This window comes from Phocoenobacter atlanticus subsp. cyclopteri (assembly GCF_018343795.1).
GTDB classification, from domain to species: Bacteria; Pseudomonadota; Gammaproteobacteria; order Enterobacterales; family Pasteurellaceae; genus Phocoenobacter; species Phocoenobacter atlanticus.
Window position 1 is genome coordinate 995573 of the sequence record NZ_CP074346.1, and the last position, 24425, is coordinate 1019997.

Genomic DNA, 24425 nt, shown 5'->3' on the forward strand with positions numbered 1-24425 from the left:
GTTAAACAAAAAGCTCACTTCGGTGAGCTTTTTTATTGGGAGAAATAAAGATGGCTTCAGTAGGAGACTTAAACGTTAAGCTTTATTTGGATCACGCAAAATTCCAAAAAAATCTAGGGTATGCACAGAAAAGAGTAAAGCTCTTCTCCGATAAAACCGTAAGTTATCTGGATAACATCGAGAAAGCAGCAAACTCTATTAATCGGTTAAATCAATTTCAAGTATTTGGGTATGCTGTTCCCCAACTAACAAGAGGGTTGGTTGAATACGCAGATAGTTATACTGAAATTGAAAACAGAATGCGACTTGTGAATGATACTTCTGCACAAGTTACATCGTCAATGCAGTCTATTTTTGATATATCGATGGAAACAAACCAAAGTGTTAGTTCTACATCCGCAGTGTATCAACGATTTGCACAAAATGCTGATAGATTAGGGATTAGTCAATTACGCGTAGCTCGCTTAACCGCAACAGTATCGAAAGCGGTTGCTATTTCAGGAGCAAGTGCCGCTGCTTCAGATGCCGCATTAATGCAACTTGGTCAATCACTAGCGAGTGGTGTATTCCGAGGGCAAGAATTTAACTCAGTAGCAGAGCAAACACCGGGGTTATTAATGGCGATCGCCAAGGGTCTTGGGGTAAGTATCGGCGAGCTTCGTAAGATGGCGAATGCTGGTGAATTAACTACGGCAACTTTGGTTAAAGGTCTCGAGAATGTAGAAAGTCACGTTGATAAACAATTTGCTACGCGTGTAGTAACAATATCTGCAGCATTTGAAAATTTAAGAACCGCAACAACCGAATATATTGGTGAGGCTAATGAATTAATTGGAGTAAGCTCTGGGGTAGCTAATTCTATTGGTTTTTTGGCTGATCACGTAGAAATACTTGCCGCAATTCTTGTTTCCACAGGCATTGCGGCAACAATAGCTAAAGCTAGAGCTTGGCGATTAGAAAGTGACAAACAAGCATTATCAGCATTTAATGCCGCTCAGGCGGAAAAACAAAGAACTGCTTCTATTTTATCCCAACGACAAGCTGAGATGAGTATGCTACATCTCAAAAAAGAGCTAGCAATCACGGATAAAGAGCGTCTTGCACTTTCTCAGCAAATTATTAATCAAGAAAGAAAATTAACCGCGGCTATTCACGCAGAGGCAACAGCACAGCAAAAGTTAGCTGTTGCACAAAAAATGACATCAACAAGCTCAAGATTTTTGACCGGAGCAATGGGTATTGTTGGGGGACCTTATGGAGCGGCTGCAATTGTTATTAGCGGAGTTGCTGCGGCCTTTTATGAAGTTTATCAAGAAGCTGAGGAAGCAAGAAAAAAAGCACTAGAGTTTGCGGACACTATTCCTGAAATTACTAAAAATCTTGAAAAACTAAACTCTGTGGAGCTTGAGATAAAAATAGGCGATGCCAAAGTGAGCATCGAGGAACAAAAGAAACAAATTAAAGATCTTAGGGAAGAATATGAAAAATTAAAGAAACAATTTGAACAAAAAACAATTACTGTTACCGATGAATTAACCGGTGAAGTTCACGCTTTCGCGAAAAGTACCAAGTTGCTAGAAAAACAAAGATATGCATTGATGAATGCAACTTATAATCTGAATGTTGCCGAAAACAAATTGGCACAAACTATGCAATTTGTGGATTCAGCGACATCCGCACTGCCAATTACTCAAATTACGGATAAATTGAAAGATTTATACCCGTACCTTGATATTTCTAAAGAAGGTGTAGAATCTTTCGGGTATTCTATTGATGAATGGAATAGAATACTGCCTAAAGCAGATGGAAATATTAAGGGAATTGGATACAGCATTCAACAGTTTGTTTTAGGACTTGATTTAGCGACAAATGAAGCAATTAAGTTTAAGAAAGCGGTAGAAGAAGCGCTCAATCCTGAGGTTGCTAAATCTATTGAAGATAATGAATTAAATTTAGAAATTCTAAAAGCACGTAACTCCGGCGATACCAAAAAGGAAATTCAATTAAAAGCGAAACAAAGAACACGATCTAAATTAGGTGACAAATTTGATGAAAAGAGTAATGAATATAAAAAGCTATATCAATCAAATCTTAAGTATCTTCAAGAGCAAGGAAAATCAAGAAGTAAGTATGGAAGAGGAAATAAAAGCCAAGATAATTGGATCTCCTTTTATGATAACTTAGTCAATAAAAACAGCTCAAGTTTGGCTCAGATTGAAGTAGAAAGAACCAAGCATTTTAAGAAGTTGAGTGCGTTTATTAGCAAGGGTGTAGTTACTCACGACCAAGCTACTAAGGCAAAACTTGCTATTGAAGAAAATTTTGCAAAAAAACGTTTGGAACTCGCCGCTCAATACTCACCTAGTAAGAGAGCGGAGTTAGACTTACAAAATGGAATGGCAAACATTCAGGAGTTACAAGGGCAAGGTGCGTTATCTGATAAAGAAGCACAAATAGCACGACAAAATGCACAGTTTCAATATGCTCAGCATATGTCACAGAATGCGGTTACACCAATGGACAGAATTGCGGGGATGTATGATCCAAATCAGGAAAGTAAAAATCAAGAAACGCAAGAACTTGCACTGTTAGATGAATTATATCGCCAGCAGGAAGCTAATGATAAAAAATTGATGACAGAGGAAGATTATCAGAAGCGTAGACAGGATATTATTGATCGCTATAAAAATGAGCGAACCAAGAAAGAGCAAGAAGCCTATGCTCAATCCTCGGCATTAATGTCCTCAGCTTTCGATACAATGGCAGGTGTGATGGAGAATGCGGCGGGTAAGCAATCGGGTGCATATAAAGCAATGTTTGCCATCTCAAAGGGATTTGCGATTGCAGAGGCAGCAATTAATGCAGGTTTAGCGCTTTCAGAAGCGGCAAAATTACCATTTCCTCAAAATATGGTTCAGTATGCAAGAGCCGCTGCATTAACAGCACGAATAGTATCTAGCATTCAATCTGTACAAATGAGTTTTGCGACGGGAGGCTATACAGGAGATGGAGGGAAATACACACCTGCGGGGGTTGTTCACCGAGGTGAATACGTTATAACAAAAGAAGCCACGTCTAGATTAGGTCGTGGCTTTTTAGATCAGCTTAACTATGGAGTACCTCGACGTGGATTTGCTAATGGCGGAGGCGTAGGAGTACCAAATCTTCCAACACCAAAATACAAACTAAAACCATCATCACCAAATGTAACTGTTAAAGTAATTAATAACGGTGAGCCAACAGAGGCTGCGGTTAAAACAGAACGGGATGGTAATGATATTAAAGTTACAGTTGAGTTAATGAAGCAAATCGCACGCCAAGAAACCCATAATGCGTTAGTTAATGGGTTTGTGCGAAGTGGTGGACAATATAATAGGAGGTAGTTTATGGGTATTAAAACGTTTCCATTTTGTCCTAAGCCAGGTTACTCGGTAAGTAATGAACCAAAGCGAAAAGCGATACAATTCGGAGATGGTTATCAACAAAGAACCGCTGACGGATTGAATCCGTTGCTAAGAAAGTTTTCATTAACGTTTAAAGTTCCGAGTGAGAAAAAAGATAGTTTTGATAACTTCTTAGCAGAACACGGCGGAGTAAGGGCGTTTTATTTTCAAGAACGACCACAAAGTAAACTAGTTAAAGTGATTTGTGCTAAGTGGTCAGAAACGGCAGGGTTGCGATATTCTGAGTTTGCTTGTGAATTTGAGGAGGTGCTTTAATGCCAAAGCCAATACCTGAAAAAATGTTAAAAGAATTACCCAAATTTGAACAAAACGCATTAATTGAACTTTGGGAGATTGATTTACGACATATTCATAGTAGTTTAGACCCAACCAAAAAAGGAGAGCTGCTAAGATTTCACAATGGATTGTCGCAGGGGCATAAAAATTTAATTTGGCAAGGTAATGAGTATCAGGCTTATCCAATACAAGCAGAGGGGTTTGAAGTATCGGGGCAAGGTCCTAGCAATCGCCCTTCTCTTGTGATTTCAAATCTTTATGGAATTGTAACAGCGATTGTTTCGGAGTTTGGACAAGGCATTGGAGCAAAAGTTACTCGTCATCAAGTCTATGCTCAATTTTTAGATGCGGTTAATTTTCCAGAGGGGAACACGAAAGCAGATCCTTTAGCGGGAACATCTAGCTACTATATCGTTGAGCAGTTAAAAAATTTAGATGATGAAATCGCAAGTTTTGAACTCTCATTGCCCGCCGAAACTGATAATGCTCGAATACCACTCTTAATGATCACATCTGATGTCTGTATTTGGCAGTATCGCTCAGCTCAATGTGGCTACACAGGAGAGGCGGTGGCAGATGAATACGATAGACCCACAACAGACCTTAAAAAAGATCGTTGCAGTCATTGTATTCAAGGGTGCAAATTAAGGTTTGGAAACGATGTAGCACTGCCCTTTGGTGGATTTCCATCTACAACACAATACGGTAATTAAAAATGAAAATACCTAATGACGTTAAGAAAAAGATATTAGACCACGCAGAACAATGTAAGCCACAAGAAAGTTGTGGCTTTGTCATTTCTGATGGGGAAGAAACCCTCTATTTTCCTTGTGAAAATATAGCGGATAACCCTGTGAATTTTTTTGAGGTTTCCTCAGAAGATTTAATTGAAGCCGAGCAAAAAGGTGAAATTGTCGCTTTTGTTCACTCTCACCCGGATACCGAAGAAGAAAAAGGACTCCCCTATTTATCAACGGCGGATAGAGAGTGCCAGTTAAGAATGCAATTAGATTTTTGGTTGGTTGTCAATGGAGAAATTAAACAGTTTAGAAATATCGCTCCCCTGCTTGGTCGTCAATTTAAAAACAACAAGCAGGATTGTAGAAACATTTTACTAGACTGTTATATGTTAGCAGGTATCGATGTTCCTGATGACGTTAAGTATGAATTTAACTGGTTTGAAACAAGTAATTTATACGAAGAAAACCTAATTAGATTTGGGTGTGAAAAACTAGCACATAATGAAACTCCGCAGTTGGGTGATATTGTGATGGTTCAGATTGGTGCGGATGTGCCAAATCACGCAGGAATTTATTTAGGGAATCAATTAATGCTTCATCACAGTGAGGGACGATTATCTGCACGAGTGCCTTACGATGGCTTTTGGTTGGATTGTACGCATAGCATTTGGAGATATAAAGAATGGCAAAAATTAAATTTCACGGCGATCTTAAACGATTTGCAGATAACAAGACGTTAGAGCTTTGTGTCGATAGCTTTTCAGAATTAATGAGCGGATTACTTACCCAAATACCAGGGTTAAGACAGCATTTATCTAAAGGCTTTTATAAAGTACGAATGGGTAAAAATAAGTATCTCACGCAAAAGCAAATAGAAACAGATCCAAACGCTATAAAACTTAATGATAATGCCACCATTCATTTCACGCCGGTTGTTGCGGGGGCGGGTAAAAATGGCGGTATTTTTAGTATTGTTGTAGGAGTCATTCTTGTTGCGGCTTCTTGGTATGTGGGAGGTGCTGCTGGATGGGGATATATAGGTACCCAAACGGGGGCAACGTTAGCATTTACGATGGGAGTCGCGATGATTATGAGTGGTGCCGTATCATTGCTAACAAAACCTCCTGAAATGGGAACGGGGTTTGATGATTCAGAAAAGCAAAAAAGCACTTCTTTTTCTAATCTTAAGAACATAACCCCACAGGGGCGACCAATCCCCTTGCTATACGGCACAATGATGACAAGTTTAGTTTTAATTTCGCAAGGAATTGAAACCTTTGATGAACAAATTTAAGGAAGTAAATTATGGGTGGACAAAGTGGTGGCGGAGGTCATACTCCCTATGAAGCTCCTGATTCTCTTAAATCATCCCAAAGATTAAGAGCTATCGGACTAATTTCTTTAGGACCTATTAAAGGACCTGTAAACAAATGGAAAAGCACTTATTTTGACAATACCCCAATTCAAAAAGAAGATGGAGTTGATGATAATGATGAAGCGAGCTTTAACTTTAAAAATACTGAAATTCAGTACAATTTAGGTACACAAGACCAATTGCCATTAAATGGTTTTGAATGTTCAGAGCGTGAGGTTAATGTCGGCGTAGAAGTAAAAAAAGATCATCCAATTACTCGCACAGTAATAGATAAAGATATTACTCGTGTTCGTCTTACAATGGGCGTAAATGCTTTATTTGAACAAAATGATGAGGGCGATACAAACGGCACGGATGTTACTTTTCAAGTTTTAATAAATAATGCGGATTATTCAACATTTACGATTAGCGGTAAATCATCATCGCGTTTTGCTCGTAGTTATATACTTACTAATTTACCCGAGCGTCCTTTTACTATTACCGTAAAAAGAATTACAGAAGACAGTAACAGCCAACGTTTGCAAAATACGACTTTTTGGTCTAGCTACACAGAAATCATAGACACAAAATTATCATACCCAAATATGGCGATTGTGGGGATAAAAACCGATTCTCGTTATAACCCACACTTTCCAAATGTTAATTTTTTATTGCAAGGTCGTTTGGTAAAAATTCCTGCAAATTATGATCCATATACAAGAACTTATGAAAATGGGTTATGGAAAGGTGATTTTAAATTAGACTGGACAAACAACCCAGCTTGGGTTTTCTACGATTTAGTCACTAGTAAATTGGTAGGTTTGGGTGCGAGATTAGGCGAATATGGAGTTGATAAATTCCAACTTTACCAAATCGCCCAATACTGTGACCAGCTTGTAGATGACGGTTACGGTGGTAAAGAACCAAGAATGACGGCTAACTTGTGGCTTACATCACAAAGAGATGCTTATTCTGTTCTTGCTGATATGGCTTCAGTGTTTAGAGCAATAGTAGCGTGGAATGGTACGCAACTAATGGCTACCCAAGACAGAGCTACAGATCCGGTTTGTACATACACTCAAGCTAACGTAGTCAATGGTAAATTTAGTCGTAGATATGTTCCACTCAAAGCTATTTATACAGCTGTAGAAGTAGAATATGTGGATGCTAGAAATAGATACCAAAAAACAATTGAATATATAGCAGATGATTTAATGATAGCTCGCTACGGCTACAATGTAAAAAAAATTGTTGCTTTTGCGTGTACAAGTCGTGGACAAGCTAGAAGATATGGCAAATGGATTTTAGAAACATCCCGCTTAGAACAATGTACTATTACTTTCTCTGTCGGTCGTGAGGGGCTTCGACATTTACCTGGTGACATTATTGAAGTCGCGGATAACAGTTATGCAAACTTAAACTTAGGTGGTCGTGTAGTTGCTATCGAAGAGCGAACCGTAACACTAGATAGAAGTGTAGAACTTGTCGGAGAGAGCTATATTAGTTATGTTGATTACGGTAGCGAAAATCCAGTATTACAACGTGTTAAGGTTTTAAGTGTTGATAGCGAGAATGATCATATCATACATTTAGATGTCGAACCTATTGGGCTTGAGGAAAATTGTGTATGGGCTTTACATACCCAAACAGTACAAACCCAACTTTTCCGAGCATTGGGGATAGCTGAAGGTGAAGATGGAAGTTATACAATAACAGCCTTGCAACACGAACCACAAAAAGAAGCTATTGTTGATGGTGGGGCAAGTTTTTCATCAAGTGTATCTACTTCACATAAAACACCAAACATATCACATATCGCAATTAGTTCTGTGGGAAGTGGAACAAATATTGAAGCGGATGTTTCATCCGCAGGAGTAGAATTAACTTACGATATTAAAATTCTCAAAGACGGTAATTTATACGATTTTAGAAAAGGACTTAAATCACCGGAGCTAAAACTAAATAATTTACCGAACGGCGACTATACCGCTGTTATTTATGCTAAAAACAAAAATGGACAGCTATTAAAAGAAAGTTCCAATGATTTTGTTATTAACAAACCGCCTAGACCAACTGCGGTAGAAATCACTGGGGGCTTAAAAAATGTTATTCTTGAGTGGCAATACGTTGATGACACAACAGAAACCGAGATTTTTGTATCGGAAACTGATGATATAAAAACTGCAAAAAAACTTGCAAAAGTGACCGCTCAAATGTACTCGCACGAAGTCGGAGCGAATAAAGTCCGTTACTATTGGCTACGTCACACTCGCGGAATTAATAACGGTGAGTTCTATCAAAATGCAGGGTTAAAAGCTCAGACATCTGTTGATATCGATGAAGAAATTGAGGTATTAAAGGGTAAATTTAATTACGATGCGTTAATTAATGATGAAGTTGAGCATAGAAAAGCGGGCGAGAGAACACTAGCGAGTAAAATAACGGAGGAAGCGACTAAGCGTGAACAGGCTTTACTTGTTCAAGCTAGAACGTTAGGAACAAAAATCTCTAATGTTGAAACCGCGACGAATGAGCAATCACAACAACTAGCACGCTTAACTGCAGTTAAAAATAATCTTGTTACCGGATTAGAGCAAGAACGCCAAGCACGTATTAACGGCGATAACGCAGAAGCACAAGCGAGACAGACCTTAATTAGTCAAGTCAATACTAATAAAGCGAGTATTAATACGCTTTCGCAAACTGTTGTTAATAATCAACAGTCGAATGCAAGTCAATTAACGACACTAACTGCTAAAGTTGATGAGGCACCTGCTGAAAATCTAGCTCAAGGAACTTTTACATTTGATACATCAGGAAATTTTAAACCGAATTACGCAGGATTTGGAATAAAAACGAATGAATTATTCAAGGGTGGGGTTGTGTATGAGACAACTCGAAATTGGCAAGGTTTCTTTTTTAACATAGAACAGACCTCGCGGCCTGTTGTTGTGTCTTTTTATGCAAAGCCGATTCAAGGGACGTGTAGGTTTTGCACTGTATCAGGCAATAGAGCGGTTAAGCATTATTCGAGTACAGGTTTAATTAAGGGTGACTGGAAAAGGTATTTTATCAGCTTTCCGAAAGGTACGGCATTCAACAATACAAAACGGCAAGGTATTGTTGAGTTCGTGTACGGGAGATGTCGTTATGCTTTAGTTAAAGTCGAGTATGGTGAAACCCCATCAAAATTTGATACAAATGCAGAAAAGCTCTCTTCAACTTACACAATCAAAACACAAGCAATTGCAGGAAATCGTAAAGCAATTGCGGGGCTGACATTGGGTGCCACTATTGATGGTGAAACTGTTGAGTCTTCTGTAAATGTGCTAGCTAATAACTTTAATGTTGCAGCAAGTGAAAACGGAACACTACAACCGCTGTTTACAGTGCAAGAAAACAAAGCGGTATTAGCACCACAGCTAATTGCAAAAGGAGGTATTACAACTTCACATCTTGCAGCTAATTCTATTTCCGCGGATAAAATAGTATCGGGGGCAATAACTGCTGATAAGTTAAATGTAAGTAAGTTATCAGCATTGAGTTCAAATTTGGGTGATGTTACGGCGGGAACAATCACGGGTACTACTATCACGGGTACTACTATAAATGGGGGTGTAATAAACGGAACAACAATTACAGGTGGAACAATACGAGGTACAAGACTAGAAGGTGTAACAGGGGTATTTAAGGGTTCAGTTCACGCAGAAAATGTTATTGGGTCGAATTTATTTGATTCAAAAACGTACGTTGTGAGAGCCTCTTCAAGTAAAAGATACACAGTACACCAGTGTGAACAGGTAAACCCAGGTCAATCTACAAGCTGGGGAGTAACAAATACGGGTTATTATCCAGTTGAAATTTGTAGAAGTATCGAAAAAACAGCTTACAATATGCAAATTGCAGTTAGCATAAAACCTCGTGCCGTAGAACGCTATTTTTACCCGGATTTACAGATGAGGTCTTCTGTAGTAGATGGTGTTAGTTATTCACCATCTGTTAGTAAGATTGGTAATGTAGCGGTTATTCCGGTAAATACGCCTGTAACTGCTGTATATAGTTTTTCGGATGTAAACTTCGATGAGCTTATATTTACGTGTTTTTGCATCCACACAAGCACTTCTGGAAGTGCATTAATCTAAATGAGGAGTAAACTATGAAAAAAGTAATATTAAGTATATTAATCTTGGGTTCAGTTGTTACATTAACTGCTTGCTCAACACAAAAAAATACGAAACAGGATTACACGACTAAACCTGTTTTCTGTTATCAACTTGCTCCGGTGGAGCAAGCGCCAGGAAAGAATTGCATTGGTTCTGGTGGGCATAATTAAATTTCATCTCATAGACAACCGCATTTTAAATGCGGTTTTTTTTAACTAAAATAAGGAGTCATTATGACAAAATATATCGAAAAAACTATTGAAGACCAGACAACAGGGGCTGACGTGAATTATCACGAAGTAACTTATGTGGGTATCGACTTCGTAAATAACTTGACGACTGCCACTGTCACAAGTTATATTTCTTCGAAGACGAAAAAGCGAGGTAAGGCGCCTATAGGTGACCCAAAACAGCTTAGTATTAATACGACACCGCCAGAAAACGAGGGTTTAGTTGATTGGCTATTGAAGAATTTAACTCAAGATGTGCCAGCTGATTATCAGCAAGTTCCTGAAGAAGAGCAGTACGACGGGTACATAGATCCGTATATGTTCAGCGGTGGGGAAATTAAAGACAGCGAGGCAAAAGCTAAAGGCAAGTGACTATGATTTATGAAATTAAACTTTAGTAGTACTCTTGGTAGTATGTGCAAGGGCAAACAAACCAGAAGTCCTTTATTTGTGGCGTATGAATAGTTTTGTTAAGTGTTCGCTCAGGCACCATATAAAAAAACGGCAGTCTTTTATAGATTGCCGTTTTTTTTATTTTTTCTTTCTTCACAAATATAGGAAGAAACTGATTACACATCTTCCAGTTGCAAGGGAGAGCGAGAAAGTGACTATTTAGTTCTATATTTTGGTTTAGTACGCGGTGTGATTTTACTTAAATTTTGCAAAATTTGTTGATTTGGGCTGTTCAATAAATGAGGTAATTTTTGCGTAAGATCAGACATAAAATTTTGATAAGTGGTCTGTTTTTTACTTATTCCGTTTAGTTGCATTTCCCAATATGCAGTCATATCAGGAATAGTTGCCACTTCTGGTAAGGCTTGAATTAAAATTCGTCCTGCTTCTGTGCTGTGAATTTGTCTGCCTTTTTTGGTTAAAAAACCACGTTTAAACAATAATTCAATGATCCCTGCTCTGGTTGCTTCTGTGCCTAAACCATCCGTTTCTCGTAAGATTTTTTTTAACTCTTTATCTTGTACAAAACGTGCGATACCCGTCATTGCTGAAAGTAAGGTGGCATCAGAAAAATAGCGTGGCGGTGTTGTCTTCTTACTTAAAACTTCGCCTTTTTCACAATGTAATACTTGTGATTTTTTAACTATAGGTAACGTATTTTCATTGATTTCATTGTTGTCTTCTTTTCCTTGCAGTGCTTTCCAACCTGCTACCACTAAATTTCGTTCTTGAGCAATAAAAATACCGCCTGCAATTTCTAACGTAATTTTTGCTTTGCGATATTCTGCCTCAGGGCAAAATTGCATTAAGTATTGTCGAGCAATAAGCTGATAAACCTGTTTTTCATTTTCAGTTAAACGAACATTACCCGTACGAGCCGTTGGAATAATAGCGTGGTGAGCTTCTACTTTTTTATCATTCCAACAACGATTTTTAATTTCTAAATCAACTATTTCTGGTAAATTTTGGTATTCAGTCAGATGTTGTGAAATCGCATTAGTCACTTTAAAACGATCACCATAATGCTCTTTTGGTAAATAACGGTTATCAGAACGAGGGTAAGTAATCAATTTATGGGTTTCATACAACTTTTGACAAATATCAAGTACGGATTGAGCAGAAAGACCAAAACGGCGTGCTGCTTCAATTTGCAATACAGAAAGGGAATAAGGTAAAGGTGCGGTTTCTTTTTCAAGTTTATTTTGATAATCCGTTACTATGGCAGGCTGATTGGCAATACGTTTTACTACGTTTTCAGCTAATCCAAGAGAAAGCACTCGTCCTTCCTCATCTTGATAATCTTCACAGGCTTTACTTGGTTTCCATTGTGCGGTAAAACATTCTTGAGTCTCAGGTACTATCACGTGAGCTAGCACTTCAAAATAGTCTTTTGGTACGAAATTTTCAATTTCTAAATCACGTCGCACAATCAAACCCAATACAGGGGTTTGTACTCGTCCAACTGACAATACTCCTTTATAACCTGATCGTTGCCCTTGAAGGGTATAAGCTCGTGTCATATTAATACCATAAAGCCAATCCGCTCTAGCACGTGCCAATGCTGAAGTTGATAGCGGTATGAAGTGAGTATTATTTTGCAATTTTTCTACGGCTTTCTTCACCGCACTTGGGTTAAGATCACTCACTAAACAGCGTTGAATTTGTGAGCGTTTTTCAGCAGATAAATTCATATAGCCAAAAATTTCATCAACTAATAATTGCCCTTCTCTATCAGGGTCACCTGCGTTAACCAAAATATCCGCTTTTTTTACTAGCCTTTCTACCACTTTAAACTGTTTTACGGTATTTTTTTTAGGAAACCATTGCCATTTTTGAGGAATGATCGGCAAATGTTCCATTCGCCATTTTTTATAGCGTTCATCATAAGCATCAGGTTCAGCCTGCTCCAACAAGTGACCGATACACCAAGTAACCACATCATTTTCTCCACACGTAATAAAGCCATCACCTCTTTTATGAGGCTTAGGCAAGACATCAGCAATGGCTCGTGCAAGGCTAGGTTTTTCTGCTATAAATAAACGCATCATCAAATAAAAACTAATTTAAACCTTTTGAAGATAATACCATTTGACACTGAAATGGTGGTGTTGGTAATGCTCTTTTCTTTTTGTGCTTAGACGGTTTTCGTGGTTTAAACCACGAGTAAAGCGTTGCATCACAACCTTCTCCTGCGGGTATAACTGATTGATTTTTAAAATCTTTTGAATTTTCAGGACAAGTTAAACGTACGTGCATATGTGCCGTGTGTCCAAACCAAGGGCGAATTTTACGTAACCACGAACGATCACCTTTTGCGGTTTGACACAGTTTTACTTTAATTGCAGGATTCACAAAAATTCTTGCGACATTACTGTCTTGTGCTGCAAGACGAATTAAGCTTGCTTGATTTTCAGTCCAATTACTATTTACTTGCTTTCCTGTTACCATTACGGTTGCAGTTGGATGTTGGGCTTCTTTATCACTCAATGCACCAAAACGTAACCAAATATCTGCATCTAACCCTGTTTGATGACTTGCGTGTCCTGAAGAAAATCGTCCTCCTGCAGGCATTCCCATATCACCCACTAAAACAGTTGATAGCCCTTCTTGTTTTGCATTTTTGCCTAACCGCTGAATAAAATTGACTAAGTTTTTATGTCCATAAAAACGATTTTTATAAGAACGAATAACTTGGTAACCCTGCCCTTTTAAGGCTAGAGGAGTGGCACCAATAATGCAACCATTAGAATAACTTCCGATAGATTGCATTTTACCTTGTACTGGTGATGTTATTTTTTCCCAGTCACTCGCATTCACGGAGGTGATCACTGCCATTGTAATGGCAAATATTTTTAATAATTTCATTTAATTTCCTATTATCGACTTTGTTATCTACACTGTGCTTTAAAACGTAATAAATGGTCTAACAATACTATCGCTGTCATTGCTTCTGCAATGGGGACAGCACGAATCCCCACACAAGGATCGTGGCGACCTTTCGTCACTATTTCAACAGGCTGATTATCTAAATTTACGGTATCTCCCGAAATAGCAATGCTTGAAGTCGGTTTTAAGGCAATATGAGCAACAATTGGTTGCCCTGAACTTATCCCACCTAAAATTCCACCTGTATGATTAGATTTAAATCCTTGTGGGGTAATTTCATCACGATGTTGGGTACCTGTTTGCTCAACCACATCAAAACCATCACCAATTTCTACTCCTTTTACGGCATTGATCGACATCAATGCGTGGGCAAGATCAGCATCTAAACGATCAAACACTGGCTCACCTAAACCTACTGGAATATTTTCTGCAATCACCGTTACCTTCGCACCAATAGAATTCCCTTCTTTTTTGAGAGAGCGAATTTGCTGTTCAAACTCACTAATTATATTTTCATCAGGGCTGAAAAATGGATTGCTATTCACTTTTTCCCAATCAATTTTCTCAATATCTGCCACAGATTGCGGATTAACTTTCACTGATCCCATTTGAGACAAAAAACCTCTTACTTCAATACCAAACTGCTCTTTGAGATATTTTTTTGCTATCCCGCCAGCCGCCACTCGCATTGCAGTTTCACGAGCTGAAGAACGTCCACCACCACGATAATCACGAATGCCGTATTTATGTTGATAAGTGTAATCGGCGTGATTAGGACGAAAACGGTCTTTAATATTGGCGTAATCTTGTGAACGTTGGTCGCTATTTTTAATTATTAACCCAATGCTGGTACCTGTAGTTTTCCCCTCAAAAACACCTGATAAAATTTGTACTTTATCCTCTTCGTTTCGAGGTGTCGTATAGCGTGAACCTTTCGGTCTGCGACGATCTAAATCAACCTGTAAATCAGCCTCACACAATGCCATATTGGGCGGTACGCCATCTACAATACAACCCAATGCTTCACCGTGAGATTCACCAAAAGTCGTTACTTTGAACAAAGTTCCAATGCTATTACCTGCCATAATTCCCTTATTTTATTCTATTTTTTGTCTTGTATTTGCTACATATTCTACCAGTGCTTTACGAGAAATTTTAATTCCATTTTCCTGTAAATGTTTTACTTCTTCCAAAGAAAAATATGCAATCGGCTGTTTAAATTTTTCTAATCGATCTTTTGCAAATTTTTGTAAAGATCGTACCGCTTGCTCACTAAATGGTTGCTTAAATTCCACAAATGCAACAGGTTTTGCACCAAATTCTTGATCGTCTACTGGTACAACAAAGACATTTTGCACTAAATTGGACTGAAATAACACTTTTTCTATCTCTTCAGGTTGAATATTTTCTCCCCCTGAAATAAACATATAATCTAATCGTCCTGTCACAATAAGTTGATTGTTCTCTAAAACTCCACCATCTTTTGTTGCAAACCAACCTAATTCATTTGTTAAAGGGTGAAGACTATTTTCTATCCAATAACCCAAGGCTAAGGTTTTACCTCGTACCCAAATTTCATTATTTACTAGTTTGATCTCACGATTTAACAAAACTTGCCCAACATTATCTGTTTGATTTGTTGCTGCTGTCACTGTTGATGCCATTTCTGTTAAACCGTAACTTGCAAAAGTAGTCATTCCTCTAGCGTTCGCCTGTTCAATAAGGTTAGCTGGAATATTTGCACCTCCTAACAATATTTTTTGATTTACTTTACGATCTTCAAGCCAAGTTAAATAACGTTGTAATTGTGTTGGTACAAGGGAGCAGTGAGTGACTTTTGAAAGTGTTTGCCAAAATGATTGTTTATTTTGATCAATATAAAGCGTGGATCCCTGTAACAACCAACGCCATACTATTCCTTGTCCTGAAACGTGAAATAGTGGCAAACTTAATAACCAGCTATGTTGTTGTTTAAAATCCATCAATTCACATACTCCTTCTGCACTTGCCAGATGGTTTGCTATTGAATGCACCACGGCTTTTGGTTGCCCTGATGAGCCAGAAGTTAAGGTAAAAGTTGCAAGGTTAGTTAAACTAAAACTGCTTACTATTTTTTGAGAAGTATCAAAACTTGATAAAGATAAAAAATCCCTATCTGTAATAAAAAAATCAACTTGATTTTGTTCTAAGATTTGCTGACGTTGAGACTGTGTTAACAAGGGGTTAAGCATTAAAATTTTTGCCCCCATTGTTAATACCGCACAATAACAAAGTAAATTAATAAATCTATTTTTTCCTGAGTACGCAACCAGCTGTGATGGTTGCACACCACAAGCGGTAAGATGTTGAGTAAATTTTGCAATTATTTGATCAAGCAATTGCCACGAAATTTGTTGTGGCAAATTTTTAAAAAAAGGCGCTAAATTCAATCCTCTTATTTCAGATTTATTCCATACCACTGCTATTTGAGAGGTATGTTTTTCAGCCCAAAAGGTGGTAGGAAAAACAGAAAAAGTCATTTTAACGGATAAAAAAAGTTTTAATACGCTCAATGCTCTCTTCTGGAATATCCATTGCTTCCATTAATTTAGTTAAAATAATGCCTTTGCGAGCGGTATTATTGTTAGTGATAACCCAGAATGGTGAACTTGGTATTTGTTTAGCTCGTACACCACTGCCTGTTGCTAAGATAGTCTCCTCATTTTTTGCAAAATAAACACGTTCACTTCCTTGAATATTTTCTGTTCCATAAGTAAAACGTTCTGGTGCTGCAAAATAAAGGGCTGATAAAATCATCAAAAAGCGTTTTACCACTTTTGTTTCATCAACAAATTCATCTGAATTTAATACTTCATCTAAATGTTTTAATAAGAAAGTCAGCTCGTTAACTTGCTCTTTTTTGATATTTGATGTATTTTCAAACTCTTTTTTAATTTTTTTGTTAATATTTTCTTTTGTTGGTACAACAGATTGAGAAAGTTCAGACAGTTTTAATAAACGTCTTAAAATATCAGAGGCTGTTTCACCAATAAATTGTGTTTGACTGGCAATGTAATGATATAATTCATCATCGATTTCAATTTTTTTCATTATTTTTCCTTTATTCTCTTGATTCGCAAAAAATTATTGGCATTATACTTAAGTTTGAGTTTTTTCTCATCTTTAAAGATTACATATTTGGACAAAATTATGACAAAAGAAACAAATAAATCCGTTTTTTTAAATTATAAATTACAAACAGCAAAAAATTGCAAAAACACTGAACAATCACACCGCTTGTTAGTTTTTATTCACGGATTATTTGGTGATCTTCATAATTTAGGACGTATTGCAAGAGCCTTTGAAGATGACTATGATGTTTTATGTTTAGATTTACGTAATCACGGTCATTCTTTTCATAGTGATGAAATGAATTTTGAGTCAATGGCAACAGATGTAAAAGAGCTACTTGAACATTTAAATCTTTCTCCTGCAATTGTTGTGGGGCATTCAATGGGTGGCAAAGTTGCAATGAAATTGGCGGATGTCGCTCCTCATTTAGTAGAACAATTAGTGATTATTGATATTGCCCCCGTCAAATACACGGAAAGTCGTCACGATGCTATTTTTGCTGGCTTATTTGCTGTAAAAAATTCTGATGCTCAAAATCGTATTCAAGCTCAAAAAGCAATGCAACCTTATATCAAGGAGCAAGGTGTCCAACAATTTATGTTAAAATCATTTGCACCCACTGAAGATGAACGCTTTTTATTTAACCTAACTGCACTGCAACGAAATTATGATAATATCAGTGATTGGAGTGATGTTAAGGTAGAGAAACCAACATTATTTATTAAAGGGGATTTATCTGATTACATTAAAAAAGAGCATAAACAAATTGTATTAAATCAATTTCCACACGCTAAATTATTTATTGTGAGTAATGCTGATCATTGGGTACACGCAGTTAAACCAGAAGCTGTCATTCGTGCGATGAAGAGAGTGTTATAACATACTTAACAAGAATAATATTTATACACTTATTCTTGTCACCAACAAATAGCATATTTGCAAATTTTTATAAGTAAATCACCGCTTAGTGATTGACTATTTTGAAGACTATATTATGCTAGGAAAAGTAATCTAATAACTGAGAATAACAATATTTAGCCGAAGTTCAATAATGAAACTATTTAATACCTTTTTGTACATTATCAAAATAATAATAAAAGTTACCACTATGGGTATTTTATTGCTTATTGCGTTTGTTATTTTAATTGATTTTATGACAGGATATTTGGTAGAAGATAAAATTTATACTGATATTAACACTGTTCCTCAACGTGAATATGCCGTAGTACTGGGTACTGCAAAATATTTTCCTTCAGGACGAGATAATCTTTATTATAAAAATCGTCTGGAAGCCGCAACAAAACTTTTTAAAAATAAAAAGGTAAAACAATTTTTATTAAGTGGTGACAATACTACTCCCTATTATAATGAACCTAAAAATATGACAAAGGATTTGCGTAAAAAAGGCATTCCTCGTCAATTCTTACATCAAGATTATGCTGGCTATAATACTCAATCTTCAGTTATTCGAGCGAATAAAACCTTTCATCTGCAAAACTTTACTATTGTAAGCCAACAATTTCATTGTGAACGGGCACTATTAATTGCACAATTTCATCATATTGATGCGATTTGCTTTGCCGCAGAATATCCCCCAAAACATTACAAAGTAAGAATTCGTGAATACTTTGCTCGAGTAGGTATGTTTGTTGATTTTATTACTGGAAAAATGCCTAAAACATTGAAAAAAATAAAAGAAGCAAAAAAGAATTCATAGTTTCCATATTGTTTCTGCTAAAAATTATTTATCCCCTCTTATTTCATAATAAGCTTCCTTTAAAACAGTAAATTTTTTTCTGAGTTTTTTTATTTTTTTAGAATTTTATGCGAAAAATTCTTATTTTAAATTGAAAAAAGGTCACAAATTCTAAATTAATTTTTATATTATACGTAATGAGCAATGACCATAAACTTGCTTAATCAAATAAAATGTAACTATCTATTTTTATTGCATTTTATTTTTATCTATACTTCAATTTAGGAGAAAATATTATGGCTTTTAATATGAAAAACAGACATCTTTTAAGTCTTGTTCATCACACTGAACGTGAAATTAAATATTTGTTAGATTTATCACGTGATTTAAAACGTGCTAAGTATGCAGGTTGCGAACAACAAGTATTAAAAGGTAAAAATATTGCGTTGATTTTTGAAAAAACCTCTACTCGTACTCGTTGTGCGTTTGAAGTTGCCGCTTATGATCAAGGTGCTCAAGTCACTTATATTGATCCTACTTCTTCACAAATTGGTCATAAAGAAAGTATGAAAGATACCGCTCGTGTATTAGGGCGTATGTATGATGGTATTGAGTATCGTGGCTTTAAGCAAAGTGTTGTTCAAGAATTAGCAGATTATGCAGGCGTGCCGGTCTGGAATGGTTTAACCGATGAATTCCATCCAACTCAGATGTTAGCTGATGTACTTACAATGATTGAAAACTGCGACAAACCATTAACTGAAATTAAATATGTTTATATTGGTGATGGTCGTAATAATGTGGGTAATTCTTTATTACTTATCGGTGCTAAATTAGGTATGGATGTACGTATTTGTGCACCTAAATCATTACTTCCAGAGGCTGAATTAGTTGAAATGTGTGAAGGATTTGCCAAGGAAAGTGGTGCGAGAATTACAGTAACAGAAGATATTGATAAAGCAATGAAAGATGTGGACTTCGTTCATACTGATGTTTGGGTTTCTATGGGCGAACCATTAGAAAGCTGGGGAGAACGTATCAAAATTTTATTACCATACCAAGTTACCCCTGAATTGATGGCTCGTAGTGGTAATCCAAAAGTGAAATTTATGCACTGTTTACCAGCATTCCACAATAGTGAAACCAAAGTGGGTAAACAAATTGCTGAAAAATATCCAGAACTTGCAAACGGTATTGAAGTTACAGAAGATGTATTCGAATCACCAATGAATGTGGCATTCGAACAAGCAGAAAATCGTATGCATACGATTAAAGCAGTAATGATTGCAAGTTTAAGTTAAGCCTAATTTTATAATTTAAGGAGTTATAATGAGAATTGTTATAGCACTAGGTGGTAACGCATTATTGCGTCGTGGCGAACCTTTAACCGCTGAAAATCAGCGTCAAAATGTGAAGATCGCTTGCGAACAAATTGCAAAAGTTTACCCAAATAATGAGTTGGTTATTGCTCACGGGAATGGTCCACAAGTTGGTTTATTAGCTCTACAAGGTGCCGCTTATAAAGATGTCCCAACTTATCCATTAGATGTATTAGGTGCAGAAAATATTGGTATGATTGGTTATATGATTCAACAAGAATTAGGTAACTTGGTGCCTTTTGATGTGCCATTTGCGACTTTGTTATCACAAGTTGAAGTGGATAAAAACGACCCCGCATTCAAAAATCCAACCAAACCAATTGGTCCTGTTTATAGTAAAGAAGAGGCGGAAAGATTAGCCGCTGAAAAAGGTTGGTCGATTAAGCCTGATGGTGATAAGTTCCGTCGTGTTGTACCAAGCCCATTACCAAAACGCATTTTTGAAATTCGTCCTGTGAAATGGTTACTTGAAAAAGGCAGTATTGTAATTTGTGCAGGTGGTGGAGGTATTCCAACCTACTACGATGAGCAAGGTAACCTTCAGGGCGTTGAAGCGGTTATTGATAAGGACTTATGTTCTGCTTTACTTGCGGATAATCTTGATGCGGATCTCTTTGTAATTGCAACAGATGTTTCTGCTGTGTTCGTTGATTGGGGAACGCCTGATCAAAAAGCGATTGCAAAAGCACACCCTGACGAAATTAGCAAAATGGGCTTTGCAGCAGGCTCTATGGGGCCAAAAGTTCAAGCAGCGGTTAATTTTGTTAAACAAACAGGTAAAGATGCTGTGATTGGTTCATTATCAGATATTGTTGATATTGTGAAAGGTAAAGCTGGAACAAGAATTACAACAGATGTATCAGGTATTGAATATTTTTAAATTTTACACATTCAAGTAATACAAAAGGTAATAAGGTGGAGTGAAATTTTGCTCTACCTTATCAAATAAACCTTTTTAATCCTTATAAAAAAGGAGTTTCTTATGACTACGAAGAAAAAAGGGTTCAAATTCCCAACCGCCTTTACAATCTTATTCGCTATTATCATTATAGCAGTTGGTCTAACTTGGATAATCCCAGCAGGTGCTTATTCAAAACTTACTTATGACAAAGCACAAAATGTGTTTGTGATTAAGAAATACCAACAAGAAGATAAAATTCTACCCGCAACCGAAAAAACCTTAAAAGAACTTAATATTAATATTGATATTGGCAATATTACTAGTGGAAAAATTTGGAAACCTATAGCGGTTCCTGGTTCTTATACCCGAGTAGAACAAAATCCAAAAGGTATTCAAGATATCGCTATTAGTATGGTTAAAGGGACAATTGAAGCTGCTGATATTATGGTATTTATCTTTGTACTCGGTGGTATGATCGGGGTTATCAATAAAACAGGATCATTTGCAGCGGGACTTTCAGCATTAGCAGAGCGAACTAAAGGAAAAGAGTTCACTATTGTTTTTGCCGTTTGTGTGTTGATGGCAATTGGTGGTACAACCTGTGGTATTGAAGAAGAAGCGGTTGCTTTTTATCCGATTTTAGCCCCTGTCTTTATCGCTTTAGGGTATGATGCCATTATTACGGTTGGTGCAATTTTTCTTGCTGCATCAATGGGTACTGCATTCTCAACCATTAACCCATTCTCTGTAGTGATTGCATCAGATGCTGCAGGTATTGCATTTACTGAAGGGATTACTTGGCGTTCTATTGGTCTTGTCATTGGCGAAATTATGGTTATTTCTTACCTTTATTGGTATGCGAAAAAAATCAAAGCTGATCCAACTTCTTCTATTGTTTATGAAGAAAGAGAGAAGTTTTATCATACCTATCGTGATGATTCAAATACAGAAATCCCAGCGTTTACATTTAAAAGAAAACTGATTCTAGCACTATTCTGTGCAGGTTTCCCAATTATGATTTGGGGTGTTATGTATGGAGGTTGGTGGTTCCCAACAATGGCTGCATCATTCCTAACCATTACTATCATTATTATGTTCATTTCAGGTCTTTGCGAAGAAGATATTATTAATGCCTTTAATAAAGGTGCGTCAGAACTGGTTGCAGTGTCATTAATTATCGGTTTAGCACGTGGTGTAAATATGATTCTGGATCAAGGAATGGTTTCTGATACAATTCTTGCTTCATTATCTGATATGGTATCTGGAATGTCTGGTAGTGTATTTATTATCGGTCAGTTATTAGTCTTTGTGGTATTAGGACTATTTGTTCCTTCCTCATCAGGATTAGCAGTACTTTCAATGCCTATTATGGCACCGCTTGCAGATACTGTGGGTATCCCTCGTGATATTATCGTATCCGCTTATAACTGGGGACAATATATAATGCTCTTCCTAGCTCCAACAGGATTAGTGTTAGTAACCTTACAAATGCTTCATATTCCATTTAATAAATGGGTTAGATTTATTATGCCAATGGTTGGTGGATTATTCATCATTTCATCAATATTACTCTTAATTCAAGTGCAGTTATACGCATAATTAATCTAAGAATATGTTAATATAATCAAAAGCTAGTTTTCTAGTAAAACTAGCTTTCAAATCAATAAGTCAGAAATTATTTCAAATATTGAGAGAGTGGTAAACTTATATGAAAAACGAAAAATTAGATAACATAGATACTCGTATTTTACGTGCATTACAACGAAATGGACGCTTACAAAATACTGAACTTGCAGAAGAAGTCGGATTATCTAATTCAGCTTGTTTACGTCGAGTCAATATTTTAGAAGAAAAAGGCATTATTGACCGTTATGTAGCCTTACTTAATCCCGCTAAAATAAATTGTAATTTTATGATTTATGTTCTTGGCTCTTTTTTTGAAGAAGATTATAAAAAAAGAGAACGCTTTATTTTTGAAATGAAATTACTCCCTCAAATCGCAGAATGTCACCTTATGGCGGGTGATTATGATTTTATTCTTAAAATCTTTGTATCCGATCTTGAAGAATTTAACAAACTCAAAGTAAATTATCTCAATAAAGAAATCGGTATTAAAAATATTAAATCAGAAATTATTTTAAATACAATTAAACAATCAACAGAACTTCCTCTTTAAAATATTTTTTAAACTCAATAAGTTGTTTAATGTTGTTCTAACTCTAGGCTCATTACCTCATTTTCATCGTCGCTACCTGCAATATATTTTTGTTCACTTGCCCATTCACCTAAGTCGATCATTTGACAACGTTTACAACAGAATGGTCGATATTGATTTTCTTTTGACCAAATCACTTCTTTTTCACAGGTTGGGCAGTTCACGATAGTTTCTGTCATTTAATTTTCCTTTTATTAAGTTATTGTGCCAATAATAAATATTGTTGGTGTAGTTGGCTGAATTGCTGTTCTAAATTTTGACTATTCTCACTTAATTCAAGATTATTTTCAATAACATCCTGAGCATAGCTTAAACGTTCTTCTCGACTAACCTGTGCTTTCATTATATTTTTAATCATTTCAATCTTATTTTTATCTCGTTTTGTTGCTCGTTCAATTTGAATTTCGGGTAACACATCTATGACCAGTATTCGATCACAATATTGAATGAGATTACTTTCAATTAACAAAGGCACAACCCAAAGTACATAAGGTGCCTGTGTTTGGTTAAGTTGTCGTAACATTTCTTTACGAATTGCAGGGTGTAATAAATTATTTAACCATTGTGTATTTTTCTGATGATTAAAAATAATTTGGCGTAATTTAGATCGATCTAACTCACCATTTTGTAATAAAACCTGTTTGCCAAATTTTTCTACAATTTGCTTAAGTAATGGATAGCCTTTGGCGACGACCTCTCTTGCGACAATATCTGCATCAACAACAGGAACACCTAGTTGTTGAAACATCTCAGCAATTGTACTTTTCCCACTGCCTATTCCGCCTGTTAGCCCTACAATATAATTCATTGTATTAGATTTCATTTAACCTTTTTTCACCTTTACATTAATCAGCTCAAACAGTCTAATTTTGTTACTAAAATTCGTCAATAATTTTTCATCATAAACAAAATAAAAAAGGCACAGCTAATAAATGGAATAAAAGGTAAGCGTTGAATTTTGCATTTTTTGATAAAAAAGTAACCGCTTGCAAAGAATATTCCTAAAGAACTGGCGTAAAGTAACAGTTGTAATAATTGTTCTAAATTAAAAAGTGGCGATAGTGCAATAATTAATAAGCTATCTCCCATTCCAAACAACTCTTTTCTTAATATTATTTCACTTATAAAATGAAGAGTGAAAAAAAAGATTACGCTAAATAATAGTGAAAATATATTTTCATCTATCTGCATATTTTTGCAAAAAGTTAAATAAATCATACCGCTTATAAAAACAATAATGATATATTTAATATCTGTTAAATAATAATTAAAATCTAAGATTGATAAATAAATTAAAATAGATAGAATAAAAATAATAATAAAATGCTCATTTTTAAATACTAAAAGTATTATTGGAGATAATAGATATAGCCATTTAATTGATTTTATTTCTTTATATTGAAGTGTTGAATGCTTGATAAAATCATAAAAAAGAGATTTTTGATTAATCAGTTGATGATACTCTTGAAAAACTTGTTGGTTAATTTTAAAAGGAAATTTTTTTATTTCTTTTGCAAACCAATAAGGTAAAATCATCATTAATAATAATTGAAGAAA

The 24425-nt window shown here is 36.1% G+C and carries 22 protein-coding genes; 14 read left to right on the plus strand and 8 right to left on the minus strand.

Annotated elements, in window-relative coordinates; translation table 11 throughout:
- Positions 1–50 precede the first annotated feature (50 nt).
- The 8 genes from KGI96_RS04700 (at position 51) to KGI96_RS04735 (ending at position 10599) form a co-directional block, all read left to right on the plus strand.
- Complete coding sequence (locus KGI96_RS04700; protein ID WP_213156568.1) at positions 51–3383, plus strand: tape measure protein; 3333 nt, start codon at positions 51–53, stop codon at positions 3381–3383.
- Positions 3384–3386: 3 nt separating this feature from the next.
- Positions 3387–3719, plus strand: coding sequence for a phage tail protein (locus tag KGI96_RS04705; RefSeq protein WP_211598958.1), 333 nt, complete (start codon positions 3387–3389; stop codon positions 3717–3719).
- The gene (locus KGI96_RS04710; RefSeq protein ID WP_211598960.1) at positions 3719–4453 is read left to right on the plus strand and encodes a phage minor tail protein L; all 735 of its coding nucleotides are present in this window, start codon (positions 3719–3721) and stop codon (positions 4451–4453) included. Before KGI96_RS04705 ends, KGI96_RS04710 begins: the two co-directional genes overlap by 1 nt.
- Positions 4454–4455: 2 nt before the next feature.
- Positions 4456–5220 carry a C40 family peptidase gene (locus tag KGI96_RS04715; protein ID WP_211598962.1) on the plus strand — a complete coding sequence of 255 codons (765 nt, stop codon included), beginning with the start codon at positions 4456–4458 and terminating at the stop codon, positions 5218–5220.
- Positions 5163–5774 carry a tail assembly protein gene (locus tag KGI96_RS04720; RefSeq protein WP_229577229.1) on the plus strand — a complete coding sequence of 204 codons (612 nt, stop codon included), beginning with the start codon at positions 5163–5165 and terminating at the stop codon, positions 5772–5774. The genes KGI96_RS04715 and KGI96_RS04720 overlap by 58 nt, the downstream gene beginning before the upstream one ends.
- An 11-nt stretch (positions 5775–5785) precedes the next feature.
- Entirely contained in the window at positions 5786–9976 is a 4191-nt protein-coding gene (locus tag KGI96_RS04725; RefSeq protein WP_213156569.1) for a TipJ family phage tail tip protein, read from the plus strand.
- Between the two features lie 14 nt (positions 9977–9990).
- Positions 9991–10167, plus strand: a complete 177-nt coding sequence (locus KGI96_RS04730) for a hypothetical protein (RefSeq protein WP_211599321.1) — start codon at positions 9991–9993, stop codon at positions 10165–10167.
- Positions 10168–10230: 63 nt separating this feature from the next.
- Positions 10231–10599: a hypothetical protein gene (locus KGI96_RS04735; protein WP_211599320.1), complete on the plus strand. Its 369-nt coding sequence runs from the start codon at positions 10231–10233 to the stop codon at positions 10597–10599.
- Between the two features lie 236 nt (positions 10600–10835).
- Here the strand turns inward: KGI96_RS04735 and KGI96_RS04740 are convergent, their stop codons facing one another.
- Genes KGI96_RS04740 through seqA form a run of 5 tightly spaced genes read right to left on the minus strand, consistent with a single transcriptional unit; the run spans position 10836 to position 16656 of the window.
- Entirely contained in the window at positions 10836–12725 is a 1890-nt protein-coding gene (locus KGI96_RS04740; RefSeq protein ID WP_211599325.1) for a DNA topoisomerase III, read from the minus strand.
- Between the two features lie 13 nt (positions 12726–12738).
- The gene (gene mepA, locus KGI96_RS04745) at positions 12739–13545 is read right to left on the minus strand and encodes a penicillin-insensitive murein endopeptidase (protein WP_211599319.1); all 807 of its coding nucleotides are present in this window, start codon (positions 13543–13545) and stop codon (positions 12739–12741) included.
- Between the two features lie 23 nt (positions 13546–13568).
- The gene (aroC, locus tag KGI96_RS04750; protein ID WP_211599318.1) at positions 13569–14651 is read right to left on the minus strand and encodes a chorismate synthase; all 1083 of its coding nucleotides are present in this window, start codon (positions 14649–14651) and stop codon (positions 13569–13571) included.
- A gap of 12 nt (positions 14652–14663) precedes the next feature.
- Positions 14664–16085 (minus strand): o-succinylbenzoate--CoA ligase, encoded by a 1422-nt coding sequence (gene menE, locus KGI96_RS04755; protein WP_211599324.1) that lies wholly within the window; start codon positions 16083–16085, stop codon positions 14664–14666.
- A gap of 1 nt (position 16086) precedes the next feature.
- Positions 16087–16656, minus strand: coding sequence for a replication initiation negative regulator SeqA (gene seqA / locus KGI96_RS04760; protein WP_211599317.1), 570 nt, complete (start codon positions 16654–16656; stop codon positions 16087–16089).
- Between the two features lie 99 nt (positions 16657–16755).
- Here seqA and KGI96_RS04765 point away from each other — a divergent pair, with 99 nt between their 5' ends.
- From KGI96_RS04765 to KGI96_RS04790, 6 genes are all read left to right on the plus strand, one after another.
- Positions 16756–17556 (plus strand): alpha/beta fold hydrolase, encoded by an 801-nt coding sequence (locus KGI96_RS04765; RefSeq protein ID WP_211599316.1) that lies wholly within the window; start codon positions 16756–16758, stop codon positions 17554–17556.
- Positions 17557–17785: 229 nt separating this feature from the next.
- The gene (locus KGI96_RS04770; RefSeq protein WP_229577234.1) at positions 17786–18394 is read left to right on the plus strand and encodes a SanA/YdcF family protein; all 609 of its coding nucleotides are present in this window, start codon (positions 17786–17788) and stop codon (positions 18392–18394) included.
- Positions 18395–18669: 275 nt separating this feature from the next.
- A complete protein-coding gene (locus KGI96_RS04775) occupies positions 18670–19674 on the plus strand; it encodes an ornithine carbamoyltransferase (RefSeq protein ID WP_211599314.1) in 1005 nt (334 codons plus the stop codon).
- Positions 19675–19702: 28 nt separating this feature from the next.
- Positions 19703–20632 (plus strand): carbamate kinase, encoded by a 930-nt coding sequence (gene arcC / locus KGI96_RS04780; protein WP_211599313.1) that lies wholly within the window; start codon positions 19703–19705, stop codon positions 20630–20632.
- A 102-nt stretch (positions 20633–20734) separates the two neighbouring features.
- Entirely contained in the window at positions 20735–22252 is a 1518-nt protein-coding gene (locus tag KGI96_RS04785) for a YfcC family protein (RefSeq protein ID WP_211599312.1), read from the plus strand.
- Positions 22253–22361: 109 nt separating this feature from the next.
- On the plus strand, positions 22362–22829 hold the full coding sequence (locus KGI96_RS04790) for an Lrp/AsnC family transcriptional regulator (RefSeq protein ID WP_211599311.1): 468 nt from the start codon (positions 22362–22364) through the stop codon (positions 22827–22829).
- Between the two features lie 26 nt (positions 22830–22855).
- Here the strand turns inward: KGI96_RS04790 and yacG are convergent, their stop codons facing one another.
- The 3 genes from yacG to KGI96_RS04805 all read right to left on the minus strand — a co-directional run bounded on the left by yacG (position 22856) and on the right by KGI96_RS04805 (position 24407).
- Complete coding sequence (gene yacG / locus KGI96_RS04795) at positions 22856–23047, minus strand: DNA gyrase inhibitor YacG (protein WP_211599310.1); 192 nt, start codon at positions 23045–23047, stop codon at positions 22856–22858.
- A 20-nt stretch (positions 23048–23067) separates the two neighbouring features.
- Positions 23068–23676: a dephospho-CoA kinase gene (gene coaE, locus KGI96_RS04800; protein ID WP_211599323.1), complete on the minus strand. Its 609-nt coding sequence runs from the start codon at positions 23674–23676 to the stop codon at positions 23068–23070.
- Between the two features lie 77 nt (positions 23677–23753).
- On the minus strand, positions 23754–24407 hold the full coding sequence (locus KGI96_RS04805; RefSeq protein ID WP_211599309.1) for a prepilin peptidase: 654 nt from the start codon (positions 24405–24407) through the stop codon (positions 23754–23756).
- Positions 24408–24425: the final 18 nt, after the last annotated feature.

Coding starts and splice junctions, on each gene's coding strand:
- KGI96_RS04700 (WP_213156568.1), top strand. CDS start 51: ATGGCTTCAGTAGGAGACTTAAACGTTAAGCTTTATTTGGATCACGCA.
- KGI96_RS04705 (WP_211598958.1), top strand. CDS start 3,387: ATGGGTATTAAAACGTTTCCATTTTGTCCTAAGCCAGGTTACTCGGTA.
- KGI96_RS04710 (WP_211598960.1), top strand. CDS start 3,719: ATGCCAAAGCCAATACCTGAAAAAATGTTAAAAGAATTACCCAAATTT.
- KGI96_RS04715 (WP_211598962.1), top strand. CDS start 4,456: ATGAAAATACCTAATGACGTTAAGAAAAAGATATTAGACCACGCAGAA.
- KGI96_RS04720 (WP_229577229.1), top strand. CDS start 5,163: ATGGCAAAAATTAAATTTCACGGCGATCTTAAACGATTTGCAGATAAC.
- KGI96_RS04725 (WP_213156569.1), top strand. CDS start 5,786: ATGGGTGGACAAAGTGGTGGCGGAGGTCATACTCCCTATGAAGCTCCT.
- KGI96_RS04730 (WP_211599321.1), top strand. CDS start 9,991: ATGAAAAAAGTAATATTAAGTATATTAATCTTGGGTTCAGTTGTTACA.
- KGI96_RS04735 (WP_211599320.1), top strand. CDS start 10,231: ATGACAAAATATATCGAAAAAACTATTGAAGACCAGACAACAGGGGCT.
- KGI96_RS04740 (WP_211599325.1), bottom strand. CDS start 12,725: ATGCGTTTATTTATAGCAGAAAAACCTAGCCTTGCACGAGCCATTGCT.
- mepA (WP_211599319.1), bottom strand. CDS start 13,545: ATGAAATTATTAAAAATATTTGCCATTACAATGGCAGTGATCACCTCC.
- aroC (WP_211599318.1), bottom strand. CDS start 14,651: ATGGCAGGTAATAGCATTGGAACTTTGTTCAAAGTAACGACTTTTGGT.
- menE (WP_211599324.1), bottom strand. CDS start 16,085: ATGACTTTTTCTGTTTTTCCTACCACCTTTTGGGCTGAAAAACATACC.
- seqA (WP_211599317.1), bottom strand. CDS start 16,656: ATGAAAAAAATTGAAATCGATGATGAATTATATCATTACATTGCCAGT.
- KGI96_RS04765 (WP_211599316.1), top strand. CDS start 16,756: ATGACAAAAGAAACAAATAAATCCGTTTTTTTAAATTATAAATTACAA.
- KGI96_RS04770 (WP_229577234.1), top strand. CDS start 17,786: ATGGGTATTTTATTGCTTATTGCGTTTGTTATTTTAATTGATTTTATG.
- KGI96_RS04775 (WP_211599314.1), top strand. CDS start 18,670: ATGGCTTTTAATATGAAAAACAGACATCTTTTAAGTCTTGTTCATCAC.
- arcC (WP_211599313.1), top strand. CDS start 19,703: ATGAGAATTGTTATAGCACTAGGTGGTAACGCATTATTGCGTCGTGGC.
- KGI96_RS04785 (WP_211599312.1), top strand. CDS start 20,735: ATGACTACGAAGAAAAAAGGGTTCAAATTCCCAACCGCCTTTACAATC.
- KGI96_RS04790 (WP_211599311.1), top strand. CDS start 22,362: ATGAAAAACGAAAAATTAGATAACATAGATACTCGTATTTTACGTGCA.
- yacG (WP_211599310.1), bottom strand. CDS start 23,047: ATGACAGAAACTATCGTGAACTGCCCAACCTGTGAAAAAGAAGTGATT.
- coaE (WP_211599323.1), bottom strand. CDS start 23,676: ATGAATTATATTGTAGGGCTAACAGGCGGAATAGGCAGTGGGAAAAGT.
- KGI96_RS04805 (WP_211599309.1), bottom strand. CDS start 24,407: ATGATGATTTTACCTTATTGGTTTGCAAAAGAAATAAAAAAATTTCCT.